The organism is Bradyrhizobium sp. CB3481, from assembly GCF_029714305.1.
Classification (GTDB): domain Bacteria; phylum Pseudomonadota; class Alphaproteobacteria; order Rhizobiales; family Xanthobacteraceae; genus Bradyrhizobium.
In genome coordinates, this window is sequence record NZ_CP121647.1 from 1,964,766 (window position 1) to 1,986,600 (window position 21,835).

The following is a 21,835-nucleotide window of genomic DNA, read 5'->3' on the forward strand; positions in this document are numbered from 1 at the left end:
CTTGACTATCAAGTTGTCTATTATCATAGACAACTTGAATCGGGAAGACCGGGAATGGGGATGACGGCGGAAGGCGGAATGGAAGCACGGCGCAAGGGAGCGATGACGGTGCTGGTGCATTCGGATGCCGCTGACATCGCCGAGCGGCTCGGCGCCATCGATGTTCCCGCGCATCAATTGTTGCGCGAGCCGGAGAGCGGCCTCGTGATGGTGCGTGGCCGCATCGGCGGCGATGGCGCGCCGTTCAATCTCGGGGAAGCCACGGTATCGCGCGCCGCGGTTCGGCTTGCGAGCGGGGAAGTGGGATTCGGCTACACGCTCGGACGCGATCTCGAAAAGGCGCGGATGATTGCGCTGTGCGACGCCCTGGTGCAGTCGCCAGAATTCGCTGATGCGGTCGAGGCGAGTGTGTTGGCGCCGCTGCGGACGGCCATGCACGCCCGGCGCGGCCGGCGGTCCGCAGAAGCGGCGGCGACGCGCGTTGACTTTTACACAATGGTGCGCGGTGAGGGATAATCGATGGTGACGGTCGCCGAGCTCCCGGCAGGATTTGCGGACAAGGTGTTGTCGGCGCAATCCACATTCCGTTCCGTGATGGACGCGATGGCGCGCCCGGGCACCGTGCAACATATTCGCGCCGTCGCGGGTACGCCGGCGCCACTGATGCGCGGCACGGCTGCAATTGCGCTCGCGCTATTCGACCACGATACGCCGATCTGGCTTGACCGAACGATGTCGGCGATGCCGGAAGTCGGCAAATGGCTGAAATTCCATACCGGTACGCCCGTGATAGCGGACTCTTCCGCGAGCAGTTTTGCCCTGATTGGCAACGCAAGGGATGTTCCGCCGCTGGATCGCTTCGCGCTCGGCAGCAACGAATATCCGGACCGTTCCACCACGCTGATCGTGCAAATCGACAGTCTGACCTCGGGACCGGCCTATGAATTGGCCGGCCCGGGCATCGACGGCACGGCCGTGCTGCAGGCGACGGTTTCCGGAAACCTGTTCGAGCAACGCGCCATCAACGCCGCGCTGTTTCCGCGGGGCATCGACGTCGTGCTGGTGCATGACGAGGCCGTTGTCGCCATTCCCCGAACCACGCGGCTCGCCGCGCACGGAGGCTGACCTATGTATGTAGCCGTCAAAGGCGGGGAACGGGCTATCGAGAATGCCCATCGCCTGCTGGCGCATGAGCGGCGCGGCGATCGCGATGTTCCCGAGATATCGCTGTCGCAGATCTCCGAGCAGCTCAGCCTCGGCGTCGATCGCGTCATGACCGAGGGATCGCTTTATGACCGGGAGCTGGCGGCGCTTGCGATCAAACAGGCGCGCGGCGACCTGATCGAGGCGATCTTTCTGGTGCGCGCCTTCCGCGCCACCTTGCCGCGCTTCGGAGCGACCGAGCCCGTCGACACCGGCACCATGCAGGTCCGCCGCCGCATTTCCTCGACCTTCAAGGATATTCCGGGTGGTCAGGTGCTCGGGCCGACATTCGACTACACCCACCGCCTGCTGGATCCGCAGCTTGCCGAAGGCAGCATGCCCGAAGCGCCGGTTACGGCCGAGCCGCTGGCAGCGATGCCGCGCGTCACCGACATTTTGGGACGTGACGGCCTGATCGAATCCTCGCCGAAAGCCGATGGCGATGCGCCGGTCGGCGACCTGACCCGCGAGCCGCTGAGTTTTCCCGCCGACCGCGATCTCCGCCTCCAGAATCTCGCACGCGCCGACGAAGGTTTTCTGCTCGCGCTCGGCTATTCGACCCAGCGCGGTTATGGCCGCAGCCATCCCTTCGCCGGCGAGATCCGCTTCGGCGAGGTCGAGGTCGAGTTCTTTGCCGAGGACGCCGGCTTTGCCGTGCCGCTGGGTTCGATTCCGATGACGGAATGCCAGATGGTCAACCAGTTCAAGGGCTCGGCGACGGAAGCGCCGTGCTTCACCCGCGGCTACGGGCTCGCCTTCGGGCAGAGCGAGCGCAAGACCATGTCGATGGCGCTGGTCGACCGCTCCTTGCGCGCACGCGAGCTTTCGGAGGAGGTCAAGGCCCCGGCGCAAGACGAGGAGTTCGTCATGTCGCATTCCGACAATGTGCAGTCGACCGGCTTCGTCGAGCATCTCAAGCTGCCGCATTACGTCGACTTCCAGTCCGAGCTTGGCCTACTGCGCAAGCTGCGGGCGGAGTTTTTCGAAGCCGCCGCGCGCGCCGAACCCTTGCAGGAGGCCGCGGAGTGAACGCCACCGCCTATAATTTTGCTTATCTCGACGAGCAGACCAAGCGGATGATCCGGCGCGCGATCCTGAAGGCGATCGCCATCCCCGGCTACCAGGTGCCGTTCGCCAGCCGCGAGATGCCAATGCCCTATGGCTGGGGTACCGGCGGCGTGCAGGTGACCGCGGCGATCCTGGGTCCCGACGATGTGCTGAAGGTGATCGACCAGGGTTCGGACGATACCACCAATGCGATTTCGATCCGGAAGTTCTTCGCGAGGACCGCAGGTGTTGCGACGACGACGTCCACCGTGGAAGCCAGCGTGATCCAGACCCGGCACCGCATTCCCGAGGCGCCGCTGCATGCGGGGCAGGTGCTGGTCTATCAGGTGCCGATCCCCGAGCCGCTGCGTTTCCTGGAGCCGCGCGAGACCGAGACGCGCCGCATGCACGCGCTCGCCGAATATGGGCTCATGCACGTCAAACTCTATGAGGATATCGCGCGCTTCGGCCACATCGCGACCTCCTACGCTTATCCGGTGAAGGTGAATGCGCGTTACGTGATGGATCCATCACCGACGCCGAAATTCGACAATCCTAAGATGGACGATTGCCCGGCACTGCAATTGTTCGGTGCCGGCCGCGAGAAACGCATCTATGCCATCCCGCCGCATACCAAGGTGGTGTCGCTGGACTTCGAGGACCATCCGTTCTCGCGGTACCGCTTCGACGCGCCCTGTGCGCTGTGCGGCGCCGACGATTCCTATCTCGACGAGATCGTCACCGACGACAAGGGCAGCCGGATGTATGTCTGCTCGGACACCGACTATTGCGAAGGCCGGCAGGCCGCGGGCCATCGCGGCACCGAGAGCGCCGCGCCTCACAAGGAGACGGTGCATGGTTGAGCCGTTGACTGAGAATGACGAGCCGCTGCTGGTCGCCGAAAACCTGGGCAAGAATTATGGCCGGCTGACCGCGTGCCGCAACGTCTCGTTTGAGCTTTATCCTGGCGAGGTGTTGGCGGTCGTCGGCGAATCCGGCTCCGGCAAGTCGACGCTGCTGCAGCTGCTTTCGGCGCAACTCGCGCCAAGCGCCGGCCGCGTCTCCTATCGCATGCGCGATGGCGTGCGGCGCGATCTCGCATCCCTCGGCGAAGCTGAGCGGCGCTTTCTGTTTCGCACCGACTGGGGTTTTGTGCATCAGGATCCGGCGCAGGGCCTGCGCATGGCGGTCTCCGCCGGCGCCAATGTCGGCGAACGGTTGATGGCGGTCGGCTGGAACCACTATGGTCGGATCCGCGAGGCCGCCTCCAACTGGCTCGAACGGGTGGAGATCGAGACATCCCGCATCGACGATGCGCCGCGCACTTATTCCGGCGGCATGCGTCAGCGCCTGCAGATCGCGCGCAACCTCGTCACCGAGCCACGGCTGGTCTTCATGGATGAACCGACCGGCGGGCTCGATGTCTCGGTGCAGGCGCGTTTGCTTGATCTCCTGCGTACCCTCGTCAGCGAACTCGGCCTTGCAGCCATCATCGTCACCCACGACCTCGCGGTGGCGCGCCTGTTGTCGCACCGCGTCATGGTCATGAAAGGCGGCCAGGTGATCGAGACCGGCCTGACCGACCAGGTGCTGGACGATCCGCGCGAGCCGTATACGCAACTGCTCGTCTCCTCGATTCTGCCGCCATGAGTATTCCGATGACCGCGATGATCGAACTCAGCGACGCCCAAAAGACCTTCACCATGCATCTGCAGGGCGGCGTCGAGCTGCCCGTGGTGCGCGGCGTGTCCTTTCATGTCGATGCCGGCGAATGCGTCGTCCTGGCCGGGCCATCCGGTGCGGGGAAGTCGTCGATCCTGAAGATGATCTACGGCAATTATCGCTGCGACGCCGGCCGCATCGGCATCCATCACCAGGGCGCCGTGATCGACCTTGCAAGGGCCGAGCCGCGACAGGTGCTCGGCATCAGACGCTCCACCATCGGCTATGTCAGTCAGTTCCTGCGCGCGGTGCCGCGGGTGGCGGCGCTCGACGTCGTCGCCGAACCGCTGGTCGCGAAGGGCGTGACCCGCGAAGAAGCCCGTGAGCGCGCCGGCTGCCTGCTGCGCCGTCTCAACATCCCGGAGCGGCTGTGGCGGCTGCCGCCCTCGACCTTCTCCGGCGGCGAGCAGCAACGCGTCAACATCGCCCACGGCTTTGTCTCGGAATATCCGATCTTGCTGCTGGACGAACCGACCGCTTCGCTCGATGCGGCCAACCGTGCGGTCGTCGTCGAGCTGATCGCAGAAAAGAAGCGCAAGGGCGTCGCCATGGTCGCGATCGTCCATGATGATGAAATCCGGGAGACGATCGCCGACCGCATCGTCGATGTGACGGCTTTTGCCGCGGCGGCATGAGGGAAGACTGAGATGACTTCGACGAAGTCCGAAACCGTTCTTGGCAATGCCCGCCTCGTGCTCGCCGACCGCGTTATCGAGCACGGCTGGATCGCTTTCGCCGGCGGCCGCATCGCTGAATTCGGCGAAGGCAAGGCGCCCGCCGGCAGCGAAGACGCCAAGGGCGATCTTGTCATGCCCGGCTTGATCGAGCTGCACACCGATCATCTCGAAGCGCATTACGTGCCTCGGCCAAAGGTGTTCTGGGACGCAACTGCTGCCGTCGTCTCCTATGACGGCCAACTCGCCACCTGCGGCATCACCACGGTGCTGGATTCGCTGCGCGTCTGGCGCGAGGATGGCGCCGAGGATGTCGACGGGCGCGCCGGCATTCTGGCTGCGGCGATTACCTCCGCCCGCGAGGCCGACCTCCTGCGTGCCGATCACTTCCTGCATCTGCGCTGCGAAGTCCCGATGCCCGATGTGGTCGAAGAGGCCAAGGAACTGATCGATCGGCCCGACGTGCGGCTGATGTCGCTGATGGACCATACGCCGGGCCAGCGCCAGTTTCGCGACGAAGTGAAGTTGCGCGACTATTATCGCGGCAAGGGTGGCGGCATGACGGACGCCGAACTCGACGTGTTGTTCGCGCGGCGTTTTGCTTATCAGAAGGCCTATGCCGAAATCAACATGCACGCGATCGTCGCGCTGGCGCATGAGTACAAGATACCGCTCGCCAGCCATGACGACACTACGCAGGAGAATGTCGCCGATGCGGTCCGCGATCGCGTCGCGGTCGCGGAATTTCCGACCACCAAGGAAGCCGCGCGCGGCCTGCACGAGGCCGGCATCGGGATTTTGATGGGCGCGCCGAACGTGGTGCGCGGCGGCTCCCATTCCGGCAACATCGCGGCGATCGACCTCGCCCGCGAAGGTCTCCTGGACATCCTGTCGTCGGATTATATTCCCTCAAGCCTGCTGATGGCGGCGCTGCAATTGCCGCGCGATGTGCCGGCGATTGATCTCGCCTCCGCCGTGCGCACGGTAACCAAGACGCCGGCCGAGGCCGTGGGTCTTGCGGACCGTGGCGAGATTGCCGTGGGCCGGCGCGCGGATATTATCCGCGTCCATGTCGGGCGCGGCATTCCGGTCGTCCGGAGTGTCTGGCGGGAAGGGCAGCGGGTGGCATGAGCGAGGCGCTGACGATACCGCAGACGAATACGGGCGCGATAGGGCCGGGAAAGCTCGTGCTGGTGGTGGGACCGAGCGGCGCCGGCAAGGATACCTTGCTGGGCCTTGCGCAGGCGGCCTCGGCCGACGATCCGAAAATCGTATTCGTTCGGCGCGTGGTGACGCGGGAAGCCTCGATCGCGGAAGATAACGAGCAGATCAGTCTGGAAGATTTTCGCAACGCGCAGGCGCGGGGCGACTTTGCGGTTCATTGGGAGGCGCACGGCCACGCCTATGGGCTGCCGCGCAGCATTGAGGATGACATCCGCGCCGGCCGCACCGTGGTCGCCAACGTTTCGCGCACGGTAATACGGGCGCTGCGCCACGCCTATGCCAACGTCGTGGTGATTTCGATCACGGCGCCGGCGGAGGTGCTTGCCGAGCGGCTTGCCATGCGCAAGCGCGGCAGCGACGGCAACATCGCGCAGCGGCTCGCGCGAACGGTCGAGGACGCCGAACCTGACGCCACCATCGTCAACGTGTCGAGCGCGGAATATCACGCCCGCCAGTTGCTGCGCATCATCGGCGGCGCTGCGTGAAATGGGAAGGACAGGAGCAGAACAATGACGGTGATCTCGACGATCGATCAGCTCGAAGCAATCTATGGCTTTCCGAATGACGCTTCGACGCTGAAGGTCGCCGACCGCGTTACGCCGCCCTACCGCGTGCTGATCGAGAAATCACCGTTTGCGGCCTTGGCGACCTGCGGGCCGGAAGGATTGGATTGCTCGCCGCGCGGCGACCTTGCGGGTTTCGTGCGTATCCATGACGAAACGACGTTGATGATGCCGGACCGCCGCGGCAACAACCGCGTCGATTCCTTGCGCAACATCGTGCGCGATCCCCGCGTGGCGCTGTTGTTCCTGATTCCAGGCTCCGGCACCACGCTGCGCGTCAATGGCCGCGCTCATCTCTCTGCCGATCCCGACCTGCTCGCCTCCTTCATGATGGAAGGCAAGGCGCCGCGCACGGTCATCGTGATGAAGATTGAGGAATTGTACTTCCAGTGCGCCCGCGCCATTGTGCGGTCCGATCTTTGGAATCCCGACAAGCGGGTCGATCCCAGGAAGCTGCCGACGCCGGGCGAGATTCTCGCAGGCATGAGCGACAACAAGGTCGGCGGCGAGAAATACGACAAGGAATGGCCGAAGCGGGCGGCGCAGACGCTTTGGTGATGATGCGCGCTGTCAGTTCATTCCCGCCACATCTCCTGTAAGGCCGCACGTTGCGGCGTTACAGGAGGCATGGCAATCGTGCGCTGCCTGCTGGAGCAACGACATCAGGCGGAGGTCAGGCGTATTCTTCTTCCTCGGCTTCGAGGTTGGCTACCGAAGTCGCAAGCTCGGTCAGGGTATGGTCGGTTGCTTCCTCCTCATCCAGTGTCTGCTGGAGCAGATTTGCAGCGTCTGACAATCCCATTTGCTCGGCCCAGGTGCGAAGGGTGCCGTAGCGCGAGATTTCATAGTGCTCGACCGCCTGCGCGGCGGCGACAAGGCCGGCGTCCAGCGCGGGCATCCCGCGAAACTCCTTCATGATTTCTGCGCCCTCGTCGGCAATGCCGTTGATCGCGTCACACGTCTTTCCACGCGCGGGCTTTCCGATCATGCGGAAAACCTGATCAAGCCGTTTGACCTGCCCCTGAGTCTCCTTGAGGTGCTTGTTGAAGGCCGCAGCGAGCTCTTTCGATTGCGCGGCTTTCGCCATCTTCGGCAAAGTCTTGATGATCTTGTTTTCGGCAAAGTAGATGTCCTTCAGCGTCTCGTGAAAGAGGTCGCTTAGCCTCTTCTGTTGTCGGCTGCTGCGACGCGCCGTTGATTGCTTTTTCTTCGCTCGTTTTGCCATGAGTTCTCCTGTGAGCCCCGTTTGGAAGGTGTATGCCCGGGGTTCAATGTTGCCTGCTGCTGAAGGTTCCAATCTGGCGCATCGCGGCGGACGAGCCGAGGTGTCGGCGTTCGGCGCAGCCGCCCGAGCCTGAGGAACCTCCGGCCGGGTCTGAGGTTGGCTGCCCATGGCCGATGCGGATGTACCATCGGCACCTTAGCGCCGCTGCCCAGGCTTCTCCTGGCCTTGGAGCGGCGCTTTCTTGCGTCTGGGAGGAGGAGGAACCCCTGGCGAAGGCTTCGCCGGGCGCCAGAGCTTTTCACCGCTGGACCGCGCTCTCCACCGGTTGCCATCCCGGCTCCGGCGTGGTGTACGGTAATTTCAGGCCGTTCGGGTCCGAGCTTTCACACCGCCTGCATGGAGAAAAATCCCGCCGTGGCATTCGAATTGTTCAACCTCGCCGGCAAACGGGCGCTCGTCACAGGATCGTCTCAGGGGATCGGCCTTGCCATTGCGCGAGGGCTTGCCGAGCACGGTGCCGCCGTGGTCTTGAATGGACGCGAGCAGAGCAAGCTTGACGCTGCCGCTGCGAGCCTGGCTGCAGCTGGGCACACGGTTGCGGTCGCCGGTTTCGACGTCACAGCGGCGGAGGACGTTCGCCAAGGCGTCGCCGCGATCGAGCGCACGGTCGGCGCGATCGATATTCTCGTCAACAACGCCGGCATGCAGTTTCGCAGCCCGCTGGAGGATTTTCCTGCCGAGAAGTGGGAGCAGTTGCTCCGGACCAATGTGTCGAGCGCCTTCTATGTCGGCCAGGCCGTCGCGAGGCACATGATCCCGCGCGGCAAGGGCAAGATCATCAACATCGCCTCGGTGCAGAGTGAACTGGCCCGGCCCGGCATCGCGCCATACACCGCGACCAAGGGAGCGATCAGGAATCTGACCCGCGGCATGTGCACCGACTGGGCCAAGCATGGCCTGCAGGTCAACGCGATCGCCCCCGGCTATTTCAAGACGCCCCTGAACCAGGCGCTGGTTGACGATGCGACGTTCTCGGCGTGGCTGGAAAAGCGAACGCCTGCCGGCCGCTGGGGCAATGTGGACGAGCTGATTGGCGCCGCCGTCTTTCTGTCGGGCAACGCTTCATCCTTTGTCAACGGACATACGCTGTATGTCGACGGCGGCATCACGACCAGCCTGTAGTTGCGCGCGATGCCTCACTGTGGCTGGGGCATTCGCCGAACATTTCCTCGTCACCCTTGATGTCCGGAAATATTCAAACCACCGCTAACGTGCGCTGTCGTACGTGAGCGCCATCGGACGTTCGCATTGACGATCCTCGCCGCACAATCAACTCTTGTTCCTGTTGAGCTTTGTGCGAATAGAGAGCACGTGAGATACGTTCGACGAGAGAAAACTAGCGGACAACAAGCCAATCTATCCGCTCCGAAAGCCGCAGAACCGAGCACGATGCCATTCGCCGAGCGGCTCACCTGCACGATTGACGACGCATGCGAAGTGACCGGCTTGGGACGCACGAAGCTTTACGAGTTGATAGGAACTGGGCGTATCGTCACGACAACGATCGGACGTCGGCGATTGGTAGTGGTGCGCTCACTTCTGGCGCTCCTTGATAAGCGGCTCGGAATTAGCGCGGCAGGTCTGTAGGTCAAGTAGTCATGGCTAAGGCAAAAGCGTCCATCGGCGCGCCGACACAGGCGCATGCGATAGCGGAAGCCGTAAGAAATCTTCAGCTTGCAGGAACGCAAGCCTGGGACGAGCTCGATGCGCTGTCCTTCAACACGCATGTCGAAGCGGTCGAAGTGTTCGAAGATGAGATACGGGTCAATGGGACTCGGTTCGAAGGCCCCATCAACGTGCACGTGACCTTGCGGTACCCCGAGAACGTCACTTTGTCTGAGACGTTTCCCGGGTGTTTCGAGGCCAGATGGCAAGACAATGCTCCCTCGATTGATCGGGTATTCGTCGACACGAGTTCGTTCACTCGCTAGGAGCTCTGGAACGGGAATCCGTCGCCGTTGTCTGGCGTGGACAAGCGGGCACATCGCCGAGGGCTTCGCGTCGGATCCTGCGTGTGTTTCACTAGCCAGAGCGGTTGCTACATCGGAACGCGGAAATCACGGCCGCTCGGCCGGTGAGGGCAAAGTGGCACAATTTCCGGTTGGTGAGAGCCTTGCTCTGAACTACGATGCAGGTGGGGGAGGATTTTACGCGGAGATTGACCGGCTGGCGGGCATCGGTGCCCTTCCGCGCGCTCCCGGCCCTTCGGAGGCGAGCACGCGCTATGGCGAAGAAGCCGGCGAAAGGGCGGTGCGTTCACTGCCTTAAAAAAGGGGTCGAGCGCAATTGGGATCACGTGTTCCCGAAGTCTTGGTATCCCGACACGACCGCCGCGGACTTCGAGAAGTGGCAGATTCCATCCTGCATTGCCTGCAACGACCGTTACGGAAAGCTGGAACGGGATTTGATAGGCCGGTTGGGGCTGGCGCTAGACGCAAGCAACAGCGCGTCAGCCGGGCTGGCCGATAAGGCATTGCGGGCTATCAACCCGGACGCTGCCAAGAGCGAGGGTGACGCCGCGGCGCGCGACGCGCGGCAAAAAAGATCCTGCGCGAGATGTAGAAGCGCCTCCAAGGAATGCTGCGCCAGCTAGGGCAGCGAGACCCGATAAAATGGCAATCGTCCCCCACATTCCAAATATGTACGCAGCTGAACGTCCAGCGGCGCGCATGCCAATCGCGCTTGAAAGCCCTTCGGGAAAGTTAGAGAGGAAGATGGCCCCGAGCATCGCTATACTAACACCGCCTCGCCCCAACAGCCCCAAGCCCAGCACGATGCTCTCCGGAATCCCATCAAGCAACGAACCGATTGCGATCGCCAGGCCGCCTCCTTCCGTCGCGCCGGCCTGCTGGCCACCCGAACGCTTGCGACTGTGGCGACCCCGATGCGAAACAATCCAATCGGCCAAGCTGTAGGTTGCCGAGCCTCCAATCGCGCCACCCACGATCGGCCAAATGCCGCCCTCTTGGAAGCCATCCTCGAGCAAGTCATAGGCTACCGCGGAAATAAGCACGCCGCAGCCGAATGACATGACGCCTGCCGTGATCCACCGAGGCATCTTGACGAGAAAGGCAACTGCCGCGCCTAGCACAAGGGAGGAAGCTCCGGTCAGCCCCCACAGGCCGGCAGAAGCCCAGATAGGAAGCAACACGGCCGAACAATTTCCTTTTTAGTTGGACCAAGCCCTGACGAGGCCACGGCGGTAGGAACGCTACGAGCCTTGCTCGTGTTCCTTAGGATGACTGCCTTGGCGGAGAGACCCGCAATTCGTCTGCAAGGCGTGAGGCAATCGCGGCCCTGATGTCCGGCCGGACCACCAGGCGAAAATCAAAACGTAGAGGAACAGCGAAAAGGCTCTCAGAATTGACTTACGTCATCGGAGACTCCGCCATGAAACGATCTATTTGGAAACGCTATGGCTATGCTTGGGTAACGGGCGCGCTATTTTTCATTACTCTATCAGGCCATTGGATCTTTGGTTGGTTTGCCTACGTGAACGAGCAGCAGGCACTGCAACAGCCTGTCGAAGTCGGCGCATATACAGTTCAAATGATGCGAGACACCTTGGAGAACTGGCAGTCAGAATTCCTTCAGCTGATCTGGCAGGTCGCAGGCCTTGCCATCCTACTGCATGTCGGCTCACCGCAATCCAAAGAGGGCGATGACAGGATGGAAGCAAAGATTGATGCGATCTTGATGGCAGTCGATCCGAAAAAAGCAGACGATCTCCTCCAGAAGATCGATGAAGAATACGAAGGCCGCCACACGGACACGCGCTTTGTAAGACTGTTGCAAAATGAGCGTTAAGTGTCCAGCTACCGCGGATTGCCGACGTGAGGGCGTACGATATTCATACTCCCGTTTTCAGGGCGCGCCCAGCCCGCTATACAGAGCTTGCATTAGCCAAGGTGGTAAGCCTGACATCTGTTCAGATGATGTGAACTCCCGCCCATAGGCTATTCTCTCCATGAAGACTCGGCATCTCGTCTCGCGTTACGATAAGCTTTTCACCAAACCGGAGTCTGTTTGGGGCTGATGGGGAAACTAAGATTACATTACTGAACCTATCGGCGCTGTGCGTCCCGCCGGTTCTAGCGCGTGCACCCATGGATCCGGTGGCGTGACCTGCCGACATTGATGCTGCGGGCAGTGAGACGCGATGGGCCAATATCGGAAATGCACGCGTGACGGAGCAACGCCGTCAAGCTCACGCGGCCGTTTAATGGAGTTAGATCACCGGCTAAGGCGGTTGACCGTGCCGTAGTGCATCTTGCGGGTGACACGCCTGAAAAAACTGAGCCCGCGTTATTGAGCGGGCGGTGGCAACTGCTCGGCGATCGGCTATTATTGCCGGAACGTTCTATGCGACGTAGGCGGAAAATACAGAAATGGGGGGTACTAGATGGCTAACCGCCTCCGGTTCGCAGCGGCCCTGGTTGGATCTATAACCATTGGCATCACCGCCGCTTCTGCGCATCATCCCGGAATCGGCGGTATCGGTGGTGCAGGCGGTATCTTGACGATAGGCGCTGGCACCCTCGACGAGGGGCAGTTCGCGTTTTCCGCTTTCATCGATTACCTTCGGCTCAAGCAACTGAGCGAACCGACGCTGCTCGCGAACGTCGGCAACGACGTCCATGGTCTGCAAACAGTCGAGAGCTACGCTGTTGCGCTTGCCTACGGTATCACCAATGATTTCACGGTGTCGGTGCGGCTGCCATGGGTGCGCCGCACCGGCATCCTCGAAGGCGTGCAGGAAGATCCAACCGCTCCCGCCATGGTACGTGATCGCGGCAATACATCTGGCTTTGGCGATGTGACCGTGCTTGGCCAATACCGCTTCTTGAATAATCAGGTAAGCGGAACGCAGGCGGCAGTGCTGTTCGGCGTCAAGGCACCGACCGGCGCCACCCACCTGGTTGACCCGTTCGGCGAGCTATTCGAGGCCGAATTTCAACCTGGATCGGGTTCTTGGGATGGGTTGTTTGGCGCCGCCTTCAGTCAGCGATTGAGTCCGGCCTTGAGCTTTCACGCTAACGTACTCGCGATTGCTAACGGCACCGGAACGCAAAATACCAATCTCGGCAACCGCTTCCTTTATAATGCCGCGCTTTCCTACCGGGTCTTCGGCGAGACCACGAGCGAACCGCACGCGCACGGTCCACGGGACGCTTATGCGTATGCTGGCCATAACCATTCGATGATGGCGACCAAGGCTCCAACCGTTGCCGCGCCGCACGTTGCGCTCGACGCGTTACTCGAGGTCAACGGCGAATGGCATGACAAGCAGCGAATTTCTGGCGTCAGTGATCCGAATTCGGGCGGCAACACAATATTCGTTTCGCCGGGTCTTCGACTGACGTTCGACAATTGGTCCAGCTACGTGCTTGTCGGTATCCCCGTCGTCAACAACTACAACGGCGTGCAAGCTACCCCCGCATGGCGTACTTTGGTGGGAATCTCCGCCGTCTTTGGCCCCTGATCCACATATTGAGTGTTGGGGCTGAGAAGGAAGCTGGAAAGCATCCTCAGTCAAAGTTTGGTCAAACGGTGATGATGTCGGTTGTGGGGCGACATTGTTGAAAAAAGCCTTCGCGGCGGGAGGTCGAACTGGAGCGCCGTTTTGCCGCCTAACGCTGCGCCAGGCCTGTCATTTGACTTTAAACGACCCGCGGGGAAGAGCCGTCGCTCTCGGCACAGCTTGATCGGTTTCGGATGCGGCCTATCTACTTCGAAGGCGGTGGAGTGGCCTTTGAAAAGCATCAACATGACGCTCCGTCCGAGCGACCTGCATCGGTGGGGGCTCGACGCGGTCGAGGTCCTCCGCAGGATGATCCCTTACGCGCGTTTTGCCGTCGGCACCACGTTTCCATAACTCCGCGGCACCAGGGACACGACCGCCGCCCTTGCGAGGTCTTCCAAGGCGGTCGCAATGTATTTCGCGTAGTGCCGCTCGATCATTTTGACCGAAGGGGTTGTGCAGTTTGGCGACCTGTTGGATGGGCAAGCCCTTTCGGAGACCGCGCACGATGCTCGAGTGCCGCAAAGCATAGGGTATCACCTCCGGCATACCGGCGCGCTCGCGAATGGCCTTCCACGGACGTGGCAAGTTCGCCTCTTTTCCACGGACCGCGCTCAGACTTCTTCCAGGCGATACCTCCCGGCTCCTGTTCATGGATCCACCGCTCGAAAAGCGGTGCATCGTTTGGCCGTCCGGCGATTGCGGGCAAAAGCACCTCAATCACATCGTCGCCCACCTCTTGTAGAACGTTGCACGAGGCAGGAAATCTAGGGATAGTGGCGGTTGAGACTCGGTGACGCGTTCGATGCGGGTCGCAAAAAGAAAGCGCTCGCTCGTGTCCAAGCCCCAGAGAATACCAGTTAGCCGCGCTACGTCTGGCGTCCAAATCTCATCACGGTCTGCGAACTCGGCAATGCGCGTGTTCCACACGAGCGAGCCGCTCAAGCCATGCGGATCTAGCGGAACAGAGCTGGTCTTGGGCATCAACGGCGGCCGTCGCTTCTGGACGTCAATGCATAGCGAATTGGCAGGCCCGGATCAAAATCGGGATGCCTGACCGGCCGCCTCGCCACCGCCAGTTGCTCGTCGAGCGTCGGCTGCTGCTTTATCGTCATTTGGCTGCCCTCTTCCACGATCCCTTCCGCACTAGCGCAGGTGCTGCTCGTTCGGCCCGGCCTTCGGGATGATCTTGTGAAGCGTCCATAGTCGGTCGAAGAAGTGTTCAATCAATGCGGCGGCGCCGGGGCCGACCGGTTCGTTTGCCCCAAAGCGATAGATCTCGTATCCGGCCAGGCGCCGATCACGGTCCGCCGAAACCATTTCCGAGTAGGAGACCAACGAGGGCTCTCCGTCGCGGCTGAAGTGCTGAGGGCCGTGGTGCGCGACGAGGTCCAGGAAGGCCCCATCGGCGGAGGAGGCGCGAAGCGATTACGGAGCCGTGCTTCCCGGCGATGGGGAGGTTGATCCGGCCGAAACCGCTCAGCTGCGGAACCCCCGTGCCCGGCTAGCGCGTCGGCGAGAACGACGCCGGGAGATAGATGTCCGACTGCATCGTTGCGATGTGATCAGGCCCGCCCGGCGGCGGCCACACGCCGTCAGCAATGGCCTTTGCGCGCAGACTTGTACGCTCTTCGAACGATTTGTACGGCCAGATATGCATGAAGCGGATGACCTCCCCGGTCAGGGAGCTCATCGCTGCGAGAAGCGGCGACAGGGCAGCGCGGCCCGGCACGCTCTTGCGCCAGAGCTCGGCCGTCGGTGTCAGACCCTGATGCTTGAGCGTATAGATCCGGACTTCGAAGATCGGGCCAATGGCGCCGGGCGTGATCGGCGGCACGAACTCGAACGCCGAATACGTATCCATCTCCAGCTTTCCCAGTAGAGCGCCAAGGTTGAAAGGGTCGCTGGAGGCGAGAACGCTTTGTCGCCGCTCCAACGTCGCGGCCGCATCGGCCGCCTCGCGGATAATGAGAATGCGGTTGAGCGCGCCGATCTCGGAATACCAGCACGCCAGCAGCGCGCGATCGTCAGCGAGCTGACGCTCAAGAGCCGACAGCGCCTTGCCGTGCTGGCCGGCCGCGACGGTGATGGTAGTGACGTCATAGTGGAGCGGCACGCGGATCCTCCGACATGCGGGCCGCTGCATGAATCGTTCAAAGGCGGCCTCTAATTGACAACCGGCCAGGTCGCACTTACCGTTGCCTCTTTGCACGTTAGGGGAGGACGACCGAGCATTCAATGCCGGATCGAACGATCCGGCCGCTCCCATAAGAAACGCCAAACGATCAATTCGGGACGGGAGGAATATGTGACAAAATCTTACGCGCTGCTCGCGGTCGTTGTGGCGGCCGCGCTCTCCGTTGCCGCGCCGGCGCTCGCCGCCGATGCCGTGAAGATCGGCATCCTGTGGCCGCTCACAGGGAACGCTGGCGCCGCCGGTCTTGCTTCGAAAGCGGCCGTCGAGGTCGCGGCCGACATTATCAACAATACGCATCCCGAGATGGGAGACCTGCCCCTGGCCAAGAGTGCCGGCCTGCCGAACATGGGCGGCGCCAAGCTCGAGCTCACCTTCGTCGATCACCAAGGCAATCCGTCGCTGGCGCAGCAATTGGCGACCCGGCTGATCACTCAGGACAAGGTCAACGTGCTGATGGGGGCTTATCAGTCCTCATGCAGCTTCACGGCGACTGCCATCGCCGAGCGTTACGGTGTCCCGATGATGGTCGGGGACTCCGCGGCCGGCAACATCACCGGGCGCGGCTTCAAATGGGTGTTCCGCGCGACGCCGATCGCAACCGACTATGCGCGCGCTTACATGCGCTTCATCGGCGACATGAAGAAGCAGGGCAAGAAGATCGACTCGATCGCCGTCGTCAACGAGAACACCGATTACGGCACATCGGTCGCCGCCGAGGTCGTGGCGGAGGCGAAGAAGGCGAACGTTTCGGTCGCGATCCAAATCCCGTACAGCGCGTCTTCGACCGACGTCAGCGCACAGGTGCTGCAGTTGAAGGAGAAGAATCCCGACGTCGTTATCTTCATCAGCTACACTGCGGACTCGATCCTTTACATGAAGACGATGAAGAACCTGAACTACAAGCCGCCGATGGTCATCGGCGACGATAGCGGGTTCTCCGATCCTTCCTTCATACCGGCAGTCAAGGATGTCGCGCAAGGCGTGATGAACCGCAGCGCCTGGGTCATCGGCAAACCTGGCTCAGTCACCTACAAGATCAACGAGATGTACAAAGCCAAGACCGGGCGCGATCTCGACGACACCAGCGCGCGCAACATGCAGGGCTTCTTCGCGCTGGCCGACGCGCTCAATCGCGCAGGCTCGACCGACCCGGAGAAGATCCGCGTGGCACTGACGCAGACCGACCTCAAGCCCAATGTGCTGATGATGGGCTACAACGGCGTGAAATTCGACAACACCGGACAGAACAGCCTCGCCGCCACCTATCTCATCCAGTTGCACGGGGACAATTATGTTCTGGTCTGGCCGGAAGACCACGCCGAAGCCAAGCTACAGTGGCCTATGACCGGCACCAAGTAGCGTCGATTTAACCGATGCTGCTCCTCCAAGTCGTCATAGGCGGCCTCCTGGTGGGCGCCATCTACGCCCTGTTCTCCTCAGGTCTGACGCTGATCTGGGGCATGATGAACTTCATTAATTTCGCGCATGGCGAGTTCGTCATGCTCGGCATGTACGTTGCGCTCCTCGTCGTCGTCTGGCTCGGCGGCGGGCCTGCGGTGTTCGGCTTCGCCGCCGCCTTTGCGCTGTTCGTGCTCGGCGTCGTCATCTATATGTCGCTGATCCGCGAGGTGCTGCGCGGGCCGATGCTGTCGCAGATTCTCTCGACATTCGGCCTCGCGCTGCTGCTCCGCTACACCGCCTTCTGGATCTTCTCGGCCAATTTCGTGTCGCTGCCTCAGACATCGTTGTCAGGGACCGTTGACATCGGCGGCGTGCTGATGCCGGTCGCCCAGTTGGTCGCGGGTGTCGTTGCCATCGCGCTGACCATCGGCCTGCATTTGCTGCTCACGCGGACGACCGTGGGCAGCAAGCTGCTGGCCGTCGCCGAGGACCGCCAGGCGGCGATGCTGGTCGGCATCCGCCCCGACCGCATGCAGGCGCTGGCCTGGGGACTGTCGGCCGCCGCGGCGGGCATTGCCGGCGCGCTGATGGCGACGGCTTATCCTTGGTCGCCGTCGGTCGGCGAGACGTTCGGGCTAACCGCCTTCGTTGTCGTCGCGCTGGGCGGCTTCGGCAGCGTGCCTGGCGCGCTCATCGCCGGACTTCTGATCGGCCTGATCCAGTCGCTGTCGGCATTCTGGCTCGGCGCGATCTACAAGGACATCGTGGTCTACGCGCTCTTCGTGGCGCTGCTCTGGCTGCGGCCGCAGGGCCTGATGGGGAAAGCGTGAAGGCCGCGCTCGCCCGCAATCCGATCCTGCTGCTCACCGCCGCGGCGCTTCTCTTCTATCCGGTGGTATTCACAGACGCATTCTATCGCGACATCGGCGTCACTTTCCTGCTGGCCGCGATCTCCGCGTCCGCCTGGAATATCGTTGGCGGCTATGCCGGGCAGGTGTCCGTCGGACACGCGATGTTCTTCGGGATCGGTGCATATGCGCCGCTGCTCGTCTATACCGTGACCGGTTGGCCGCCCATGGCGGGCATTCCGGTGGGCGTCATCTTGGGCTGCGCGCTCGCGCTCGCGATCGGCAAGCCATCGTTCCGGTTGACCGGCCACTACTTCAGCATGGCGACGATCGCGGTCGCCGAATTGATCCGCATCTTCTTCGGCACCTGGGCTTTCGTGGGTGCGGCGATCGGCTTGCAGGGACCGGCGGTCGGACGGGGTTGGTGGGACCTGACGTTCCGCAGCGAAGTCCCCTACTACTATATCTTCCTCGCCGTTCTGGTCGTTCTGCTGGCGCTGACCTGGACGCTCGAACGCCGCCGCTTCGGCTATTACCTGCGCGCGACCAAGGCCGGCGAGCGCGCCGCGCGCAGCCTCGGCGTGCCTGTGCGGTCGACCAAAATGCAGGCCCTAGTGCTGAGCGCGACGTTCACTTCGATCGCCGGCTCGCTTTATTCAATCAAGACTGGCTTCATCGACCCGGAAAGCGGCTTCGGCATTCTCGTCTCCGTGCAGATGGTGATCATCGCCGCGCTGGGCGGCGCCGGCACCCTGTTCGGTCCGTTCATCGGCGCGCTGGTGCTCATTCCGCTTCAGACCGCGACCAATACGTGGTTCGGGGGCGGCGGCACCGGGCTCACCTACATCCTCTACGGCGGCATCATCGTGCTTATCGCGCGCTACGAGCCCGGCGGCGTTCTTGATCTGTGGACGCGGCTGACCTCGCGGGGAGGGCGCGACCATGCTTCTTGAAGCTCAGGGCGTGAGCAAGGCGTTCGGCAGCTTCCTGGCCGTGCGCGATGCCGATCTCACCGTCCAGGAAGGCGAGATCGTCGGCCTCATCGGCCCGAACGGTGCCGGCAAGTCGACCTTCTTCAATTGTCTCGCTGGCGACATGGTGCCGACCGCCGGCCGCATCGCCTTTTGCGGCGAAGAGGTCACCGACGCTCCGCCCGAGCGCCACGTGACGCTCGGCATTGGCCGCACCTTCCAGGTGCCGGCGACTTTCACGGATATGAGCGTGCTGGACAACGTGATGGTCGGGGCATTCCTGCGTCACCGCCATCGGCGCGAGGCGCGCGAGCATGCACGTCGCATCGTCGAGCTGACCGGATTGGCGCCATTCTCCGCACAGGCGGCGCGGTCGCTCGGCACACCAGGGCGCAAGCGCCTCGAGATCGCGCGTGTGCTCGCGACGAATCCGCGGCTCATGCTTCTCGACGAGGCGCTTGCCGGGCTGACGCCGACCGAATTGCAGGAAGCGATCGCACTCGTGCGTAAGATCTACGAGACGGGTGTCACGCTCATCATCGTCGAGCACATCATGGAAGTGATCCTGAGTCTGACGCGCCGTGTCCTCGTGTTCAACCAGGGCCATGTGATCGCTAGTGGCCGGCCCGAGGAAGTGGTGAAGGACCGAGGCGTGATTGAGGCCTATCTCGGCCGCGGGCATCATGGCAAAGGGGGCCGTGCGCCGTGAGCGAGCTCATCGTCGAGCATCTGGAAGTGCGTTACGGTGATCTAGTAGGTGTTTCGGACATTTCGCTGCGTGTCCACGCCGGCTCGGTCGTGGCGCTGCTTGGGTCGAACGGCGCCGGCAAGACGACGACATTGAATGCAGTCGCAGGGCTGGTGCGGCCTTCATCCGGCAGGATCGTGTGGCAAGGCGAAGCCATTTCGCGTCTGCCGGCCTATCGGATTGTCGGTAAGGGGCTCGCGCTGTCGCCAGAAGGCTGGCGATTGTTCGTGACGCAGACGGTCGAGCAGAACCTCAGGCTCGGCGCGTCTTCGCTCGCGGACCGCGGCCGCACTGCGGCGCTGTTTGACCGTGTCTACGCGCTGTTTCCGCGCCTCGCCGAGCGGCGGCGGCAGCTCGCCGGCACGCTGTCCGGCGGCGAGCGGCAGATGCTTGCGGTCGGACGCGCATTGATGAGTGAACCGACGCTCCTGATGCTCGACGAGCCAAGTCTTGGCCTGGCTCCCGCCATTGTCGAACAGCTTTACGAGACTTTGCATCGTCTGCACGGCGAAGGCCTGACACTGTTGCTGGCCGAGCAGTCCGTCCCGTTGGCGCTCGATATCGCCGACTATGCGTTCGTTCTGCAAACGGGGCGCGTGGCCCTCGACGGCGCGGCCGCGGATCTCCGTGAAAACGAACGAGTGCAGCAGATCTATTTGGGGCTCGGCGAAAGCAAGGCGGTGATCTAAGGGTTTTGCCCATTCCGGGTGTGCGTCTCGTACCAATCGGCGTTCTGTCCTGCGCTGAAGAAAGTCTCATCGGCGGCACCAGTGACGCACCGACCTTCCAGTGCTCTGCGGAGATCGCTCAACGGGCTGCTGCAGAGGTGGATTCAACTGATAAGGGTTGGTCGCAAATGGAGTCAGTTGGCTAACTGACAAGGAAAAATGTCGAAATCTTATCAGTTGCCGGCGGGTGCCGCAGGGTGAGGAAAAACAATCCGGCCGGGGGTCGAGTCGCTCCCCCTCTACCATTCGTACGATTGCACGTCAGCCTGCGATCTCCTGCGACCATTAGCGATCGAGTTCGCCGGCGGGAATTACCATTGGCCGAGGAGAGAGATGGAAGGTGTGGCGCCACGTCGCATCGCTGCAATCAGAGCGAGTCGTCGGCTTTGAGAGGGATTGTCACCGTGATATCCACGGCCGGGACGCATTCTCATGATCCGCGTTGGTTACCCGTTGCCCCGTATGAGGTGACATCGCCGATGGTGGAGTCCCAAGTCGTCTCATTGGCCAGCACACGTCAACTGGCAAGTTCACTTCGCAGGCGACGGTGAGCGCTGGGTCCCGATGTCAGGTACGATGGCCGCTCGATAGCGAAGCCACCAATCCTTAGCGCCCGCGTCGAAGGTCCTCGGCCGCGCGTCGGAGGATCTCATGAAGCCAGTCATGCGATGGTTCGCCCTCGGCGCGTTCATGCCACAGCAGGCGGACTTCGACAGGGGTTGTGGTGTAGGGCAGCTCGTAGGTCGCAATCGAATGATTTTGCTCGAGCGCCCTTGCCAGCGGACGCGGGACAATGGCTGCCAGTTCGGAATCCTGGAGCAGCGCGGGGAGCGCAAGAAAATGCGGCAATGAGACCGCGATCCGCGGCGGGCGGTCGCTTGCCGAGAGCGCCCGCTCGAGCGCCGCGCGGTCATACATCTCCGAGCGCCGGGCGAGACCTCGCTCCGAGATGAATCCGCCGATGGCGCCCTCCTGCTCGAAGGAGACGACGACCAGCGACAGGCGCGCAAGCTTTGCTTTGTCAAGCCGGCCGAGTTTACGCTTTCCGCCGACAATCAGCACGTCGTCATATTCGAATAACAGCGACGTGCGGAAGCGGCTCGGAGGGACCGAGAAGACGCCGATAGCCACGTCGATGCGACCGAGATCGATCTGCTCGGCAAGGTCGATTCGGGTCACGGGCTTGATGGTCAAGTCAATGGACGGCGCCTCTCGGCCGAGTAGTTTCAGGAGCGGAGATGCCAGGACCATCGTCGCGAAGTCGTTGGCGGCGAGCGTAAACTGCTTGGTGGACGTTGCTGGGACGAAGGTCGGCAGCTCGACCGCGGCCTCAAGGGTTCGCAGAGCCTCACGAACCTGCGGCGCCATCGTCAGCGCGCGCGCCGTGGGTTGCATGCCCGTGGCCGTGCGCACGAACAGTTCGTCCTCCAGCATCTCGCGAAGTCGGGCTAGCGAATGACTCACGGCGGACTGGCTCAGCGCAACCTTCTGGCTGGCGCGCAGCACGCTGCGTTCCTCCATCACGGCATCGAACACCTTGAGCAGGTTCAAGTCCAATGTCTTGAAGGAAACGGACACGGCGAGGATCCTTGGCAGCCAGCCGCGTGCGCACATGCCGCGGTGGAATCCAGGTTAAAGCCAGGCACACGCTGGACGCAACCGGGGAGCTAACGGAGACATGCTGCCCCCGGTGCGACCAATCT

The 21,835-nt window shown here is 62.4% G+C and carries 24 protein-coding genes; 19 read left to right on the forward strand and 5 right to left on the reverse strand.

Annotated elements, in window-relative coordinates:
• The first annotated feature begins 60 nt into the window (after nucleotides 1–60).
• Genes phnG through QA643_RS09455 form a run of 9 tightly spaced genes read left to right on the forward strand, consistent with a single transcriptional unit; the run spans nucleotide 61 to nucleotide 6,991 of the window.
• Nucleotides 61–516, forward strand: a complete 456-nt coding sequence (gene phnG, locus QA643_RS09415; RefSeq protein WP_283034752.1) for a phosphonate C-P lyase system protein PhnG — start codon at nucleotides 61–63, stop codon at nucleotides 514–516.
• Nucleotides 517–519: 3 nt separating this feature from the next.
• Complete coding sequence (gene phnH / locus QA643_RS09420) at nucleotides 520–1,125, forward strand: phosphonate C-P lyase system protein PhnH (protein ID WP_283032908.1); 606 nt, start codon at nucleotides 520–522, stop codon at nucleotides 1,123–1,125.
• A 3-nt stretch (nucleotides 1,126–1,128) separates the two neighbouring features.
• A complete protein-coding gene (locus QA643_RS09425; protein ID WP_283032909.1) occupies nucleotides 1,129–2,232 on the forward strand; it encodes a carbon-phosphorus lyase complex subunit PhnI in 1,104 nt (367 codons plus the stop codon).
• The gene (locus QA643_RS09430) at nucleotides 2,229–3,113 is read left to right on the forward strand and encodes an alpha-D-ribose 1-methylphosphonate 5-phosphate C-P-lyase PhnJ (protein ID WP_283032910.1); all 885 of its coding nucleotides are present in this window, start codon (nucleotides 2,229–2,231) and stop codon (nucleotides 3,111–3,113) included. Before QA643_RS09425 ends, QA643_RS09430 begins: the two co-directional genes overlap by 4 nt.
• Nucleotides 3,106–3,900 (forward strand): phosphonate C-P lyase system protein PhnK, encoded by a 795-nt coding sequence (phnK, locus tag QA643_RS09435; protein ID WP_283032911.1) that lies wholly within the window; start codon nucleotides 3,106–3,108, stop codon nucleotides 3,898–3,900. The genes QA643_RS09430 and phnK overlap by 8 nt, the downstream gene beginning before the upstream one ends.
• A gap of 8 nt (nucleotides 3,901–3,908) precedes the next feature.
• Nucleotides 3,909–4,607 carry a phosphonate C-P lyase system protein PhnL gene (gene phnL, locus QA643_RS09440; protein ID WP_283034753.1) on the forward strand — a complete coding sequence of 233 codons (699 nt, stop codon included), beginning with the start codon at nucleotides 3,909–3,911 and terminating at the stop codon, nucleotides 4,605–4,607.
• Nucleotides 4,608–4,619: 12 nt separating this feature from the next.
• Nucleotides 4,620–5,777, forward strand: coding sequence for an alpha-D-ribose 1-methylphosphonate 5-triphosphate diphosphatase (locus tag QA643_RS09445; RefSeq protein ID WP_283032912.1), 1,158 nt, complete (start codon nucleotides 4,620–4,622; stop codon nucleotides 5,775–5,777).
• Nucleotides 5,774–6,355, forward strand: a complete 582-nt coding sequence (phnN, locus tag QA643_RS09450; RefSeq protein WP_283032913.1) for a phosphonate metabolism protein/1,5-bisphosphokinase (PRPP-forming) PhnN — start codon at nucleotides 5,774–5,776, stop codon at nucleotides 6,353–6,355. Before QA643_RS09445 ends, phnN begins: the two co-directional genes overlap by 4 nt.
• A gap of 24 nt (nucleotides 6,356–6,379) precedes the next feature.
• Complete coding sequence (locus QA643_RS09455) at nucleotides 6,380–6,991, forward strand: pyridoxamine 5'-phosphate oxidase family protein (RefSeq protein ID WP_283032914.1); 612 nt, start codon at nucleotides 6,380–6,382, stop codon at nucleotides 6,989–6,991.
• Nucleotides 6,992–7,106: 115 nt separating this feature from the next.
• Here QA643_RS09455 and QA643_RS09460 read toward each other — a convergent pair whose 3' ends face one another.
• Entirely contained in the window at nucleotides 7,107–7,658 is a 552-nt protein-coding gene (locus QA643_RS09460) for a ferritin-like domain-containing protein (RefSeq protein WP_283034754.1), read from the reverse strand.
• A 414-nt stretch (nucleotides 7,659–8,072) separates the two neighbouring features.
• On the opposite strand from QA643_RS09460, the gene QA643_RS09465 reads away from it, so the two are divergent.
• The 5 genes from QA643_RS09465 (at nucleotide 8,073) to QA643_RS09485 (ending at nucleotide 13,200) form a co-directional block, all read left to right on the forward strand.
• Nucleotides 8,073–8,840: an SDR family oxidoreductase gene (locus QA643_RS09465; protein ID WP_283032915.1), complete on the forward strand. Its 768-nt coding sequence runs from the start codon at nucleotides 8,073–8,075 to the stop codon at nucleotides 8,838–8,840.
• A 476-nt stretch (nucleotides 8,841–9,316) separates the two neighbouring features.
• Nucleotides 9,317–9,649: a hypothetical protein gene (locus QA643_RS09470; RefSeq protein ID WP_283032916.1), complete on the forward strand. Its 333-nt coding sequence runs from the start codon at nucleotides 9,317–9,319 to the stop codon at nucleotides 9,647–9,649.
• 293 nt (nucleotides 9,650–9,942) lie between these two features.
• Nucleotides 9,943–10,311 carry a hypothetical protein gene (locus tag QA643_RS09475; protein WP_283032917.1) on the forward strand — a complete coding sequence of 123 codons (369 nt, stop codon included), beginning with the start codon at nucleotides 9,943–9,945 and terminating at the stop codon, nucleotides 10,309–10,311.
• Nucleotides 10,312–11,108: 797 nt separating this feature from the next.
• On the forward strand, nucleotides 11,109–11,525 hold the full coding sequence (locus QA643_RS09480) for a DUF6766 family protein (protein ID WP_283032918.1): 417 nt from the start codon (nucleotides 11,109–11,111) through the stop codon (nucleotides 11,523–11,525).
• Nucleotides 11,526–12,120: 595 nt separating this feature from the next.
• On the forward strand, nucleotides 12,121–13,200 hold the full coding sequence (locus QA643_RS09485; protein ID WP_283032919.1) for a transporter: 1,080 nt from the start codon (nucleotides 12,121–12,123) through the stop codon (nucleotides 13,198–13,200).
• A 1,022-nt stretch (nucleotides 13,201–14,222) separates the two neighbouring features.
• Here QA643_RS09485 and QA643_RS09490 read toward each other — a convergent pair.
• From QA643_RS09490 to QA643_RS09500, 3 genes are all read right to left on the reverse strand, one after another.
• Nucleotides 14,223–14,372 carry a hypothetical protein gene (locus QA643_RS09490; RefSeq protein ID WP_283032920.1) on the reverse strand — a complete coding sequence of 50 codons (150 nt, stop codon included), beginning with the start codon at nucleotides 14,370–14,372 and terminating at the stop codon, nucleotides 14,223–14,225.
• Between the two features lie 13 nt (nucleotides 14,373–14,385).
• Entirely contained in the window at nucleotides 14,386–14,577 is a 192-nt protein-coding gene (locus QA643_RS09495; protein WP_283032921.1) for a hypothetical protein, read from the reverse strand.
• 166 nt (nucleotides 14,578–14,743) lie between these two features.
• On the reverse strand, nucleotides 14,744–15,355 hold the full coding sequence (locus QA643_RS09500; RefSeq protein WP_283032922.1) for an NIPSNAP family protein: 612 nt from the start codon (nucleotides 15,353–15,355) through the stop codon (nucleotides 14,744–14,746).
• A gap of 192 nt (nucleotides 15,356–15,547) precedes the next feature.
• On the opposite strand from QA643_RS09500, the gene QA643_RS09505 reads away from it, so the two are divergent.
• From QA643_RS09505 to QA643_RS09525, 5 genes are read left to right on the forward strand one after another with little or no spacing between them, the layout of a single operon-like run.
• On the forward strand, nucleotides 15,548–16,795 hold the full coding sequence (locus QA643_RS09505; RefSeq protein WP_283032923.1) for an ABC transporter substrate-binding protein: 1,248 nt from the start codon (nucleotides 15,548–15,550) through the stop codon (nucleotides 16,793–16,795).
• A gap of 14 nt (nucleotides 16,796–16,809) precedes the next feature.
• Entirely contained in the window at nucleotides 16,810–17,667 is an 858-nt protein-coding gene (locus tag QA643_RS09510; protein WP_283032924.1) for a branched-chain amino acid ABC transporter permease, read from the forward strand.
• Nucleotides 17,664–18,638 carry a branched-chain amino acid ABC transporter permease gene (locus QA643_RS09515; protein ID WP_283032925.1) on the forward strand — a complete coding sequence of 325 codons (975 nt, stop codon included), beginning with the start codon at nucleotides 17,664–17,666 and terminating at the stop codon, nucleotides 18,636–18,638. Before QA643_RS09510 ends, QA643_RS09515 begins: the two co-directional genes overlap by 4 nt.
• Nucleotides 18,628–19,365, forward strand: coding sequence for an ABC transporter ATP-binding protein (locus QA643_RS09520; protein WP_283032926.1), 738 nt, complete (start codon nucleotides 18,628–18,630; stop codon nucleotides 19,363–19,365). Before QA643_RS09515 ends, QA643_RS09520 begins: the two co-directional genes overlap by 11 nt.
• Nucleotides 19,362–20,093: an ABC transporter ATP-binding protein gene (locus QA643_RS09525; protein ID WP_283032927.1), complete on the forward strand. Its 732-nt coding sequence runs from the start codon at nucleotides 19,362–19,364 to the stop codon at nucleotides 20,091–20,093. The genes QA643_RS09520 and QA643_RS09525 overlap by 4 nt, the downstream gene beginning before the upstream one ends.
• A 645-nt stretch (nucleotides 20,094–20,738) precedes the next feature.
• Here the strand turns inward: QA643_RS09525 and QA643_RS09530 are convergent.
• Complete coding sequence (locus QA643_RS09530; RefSeq protein ID WP_283032928.1) at nucleotides 20,739–21,683, reverse strand: LysR family transcriptional regulator; 945 nt, start codon at nucleotides 21,681–21,683, stop codon at nucleotides 20,739–20,741.
• Between the last annotated feature and the right edge of the window lie 152 nt (nucleotides 21,684–21,835).

Bases quoted from the DNA above. Each gene is read 5' to 3' on its own strand.
- phnG (WP_283034752.1), top strand. From the start codon at position 61: ATGACGGCGGAAGGCGGAATGGAAGCACGGCGCAAGGGAGCGATGACG.
- phnH (WP_283032908.1), top strand. From the start codon at position 520: ATGGTGACGGTCGCCGAGCTCCCGGCAGGATTTGCGGACAAGGTGTTG.
- QA643_RS09425 (WP_283032909.1), top strand. From the start codon at position 1,129: ATGTATGTAGCCGTCAAAGGCGGGGAACGGGCTATCGAGAATGCCCAT.
- phnK (WP_283032911.1), top strand. From the start codon at position 3,106: ATGGTTGAGCCGTTGACTGAGAATGACGAGCCGCTGCTGGTCGCCGAA.
- phnL (WP_283034753.1), top strand. From the start codon at position 3,909: ATGACCGCGATGATCGAACTCAGCGACGCCCAAAAGACCTTCACCATG.
- QA643_RS09445 (WP_283032912.1), top strand. From the start codon at position 4,620: ATGACTTCGACGAAGTCCGAAACCGTTCTTGGCAATGCCCGCCTCGTG.
- phnN (WP_283032913.1), top strand. From the start codon at position 5,774: ATGAGCGAGGCGCTGACGATACCGCAGACGAATACGGGCGCGATAGGG.
- QA643_RS09455 (WP_283032914.1), top strand. From the start codon at position 6,380: ATGACGGTGATCTCGACGATCGATCAGCTCGAAGCAATCTATGGCTTT.
- QA643_RS09460 (WP_283034754.1), bottom strand. From the start codon at position 7,658: ATGGCAAAACGAGCGAAGAAAAAGCAATCAACGGCGCGTCGCAGCAGC.
- QA643_RS09470 (WP_283032916.1), top strand. From the start codon at position 9,317: ATGGCTAAGGCAAAAGCGTCCATCGGCGCGCCGACACAGGCGCATGCG.
- QA643_RS09475 (WP_283032917.1), top strand. From the start codon at position 9,943: ATGGCGAAGAAGCCGGCGAAAGGGCGGTGCGTTCACTGCCTTAAAAAA.
- QA643_RS09480 (WP_283032918.1), top strand. From the start codon at position 11,109: ATGAAACGATCTATTTGGAAACGCTATGGCTATGCTTGGGTAACGGGC.
- QA643_RS09485 (WP_283032919.1), top strand. From the start codon at position 12,121: ATGGCTAACCGCCTCCGGTTCGCAGCGGCCCTGGTTGGATCTATAACC.
- QA643_RS09510 (WP_283032924.1), top strand. From the start codon at position 16,810: ATGCTGCTCCTCCAAGTCGTCATAGGCGGCCTCCTGGTGGGCGCCATC.
- QA643_RS09520 (WP_283032926.1), top strand. From the start codon at position 18,628: ATGCTTCTTGAAGCTCAGGGCGTGAGCAAGGCGTTCGGCAGCTTCCTG.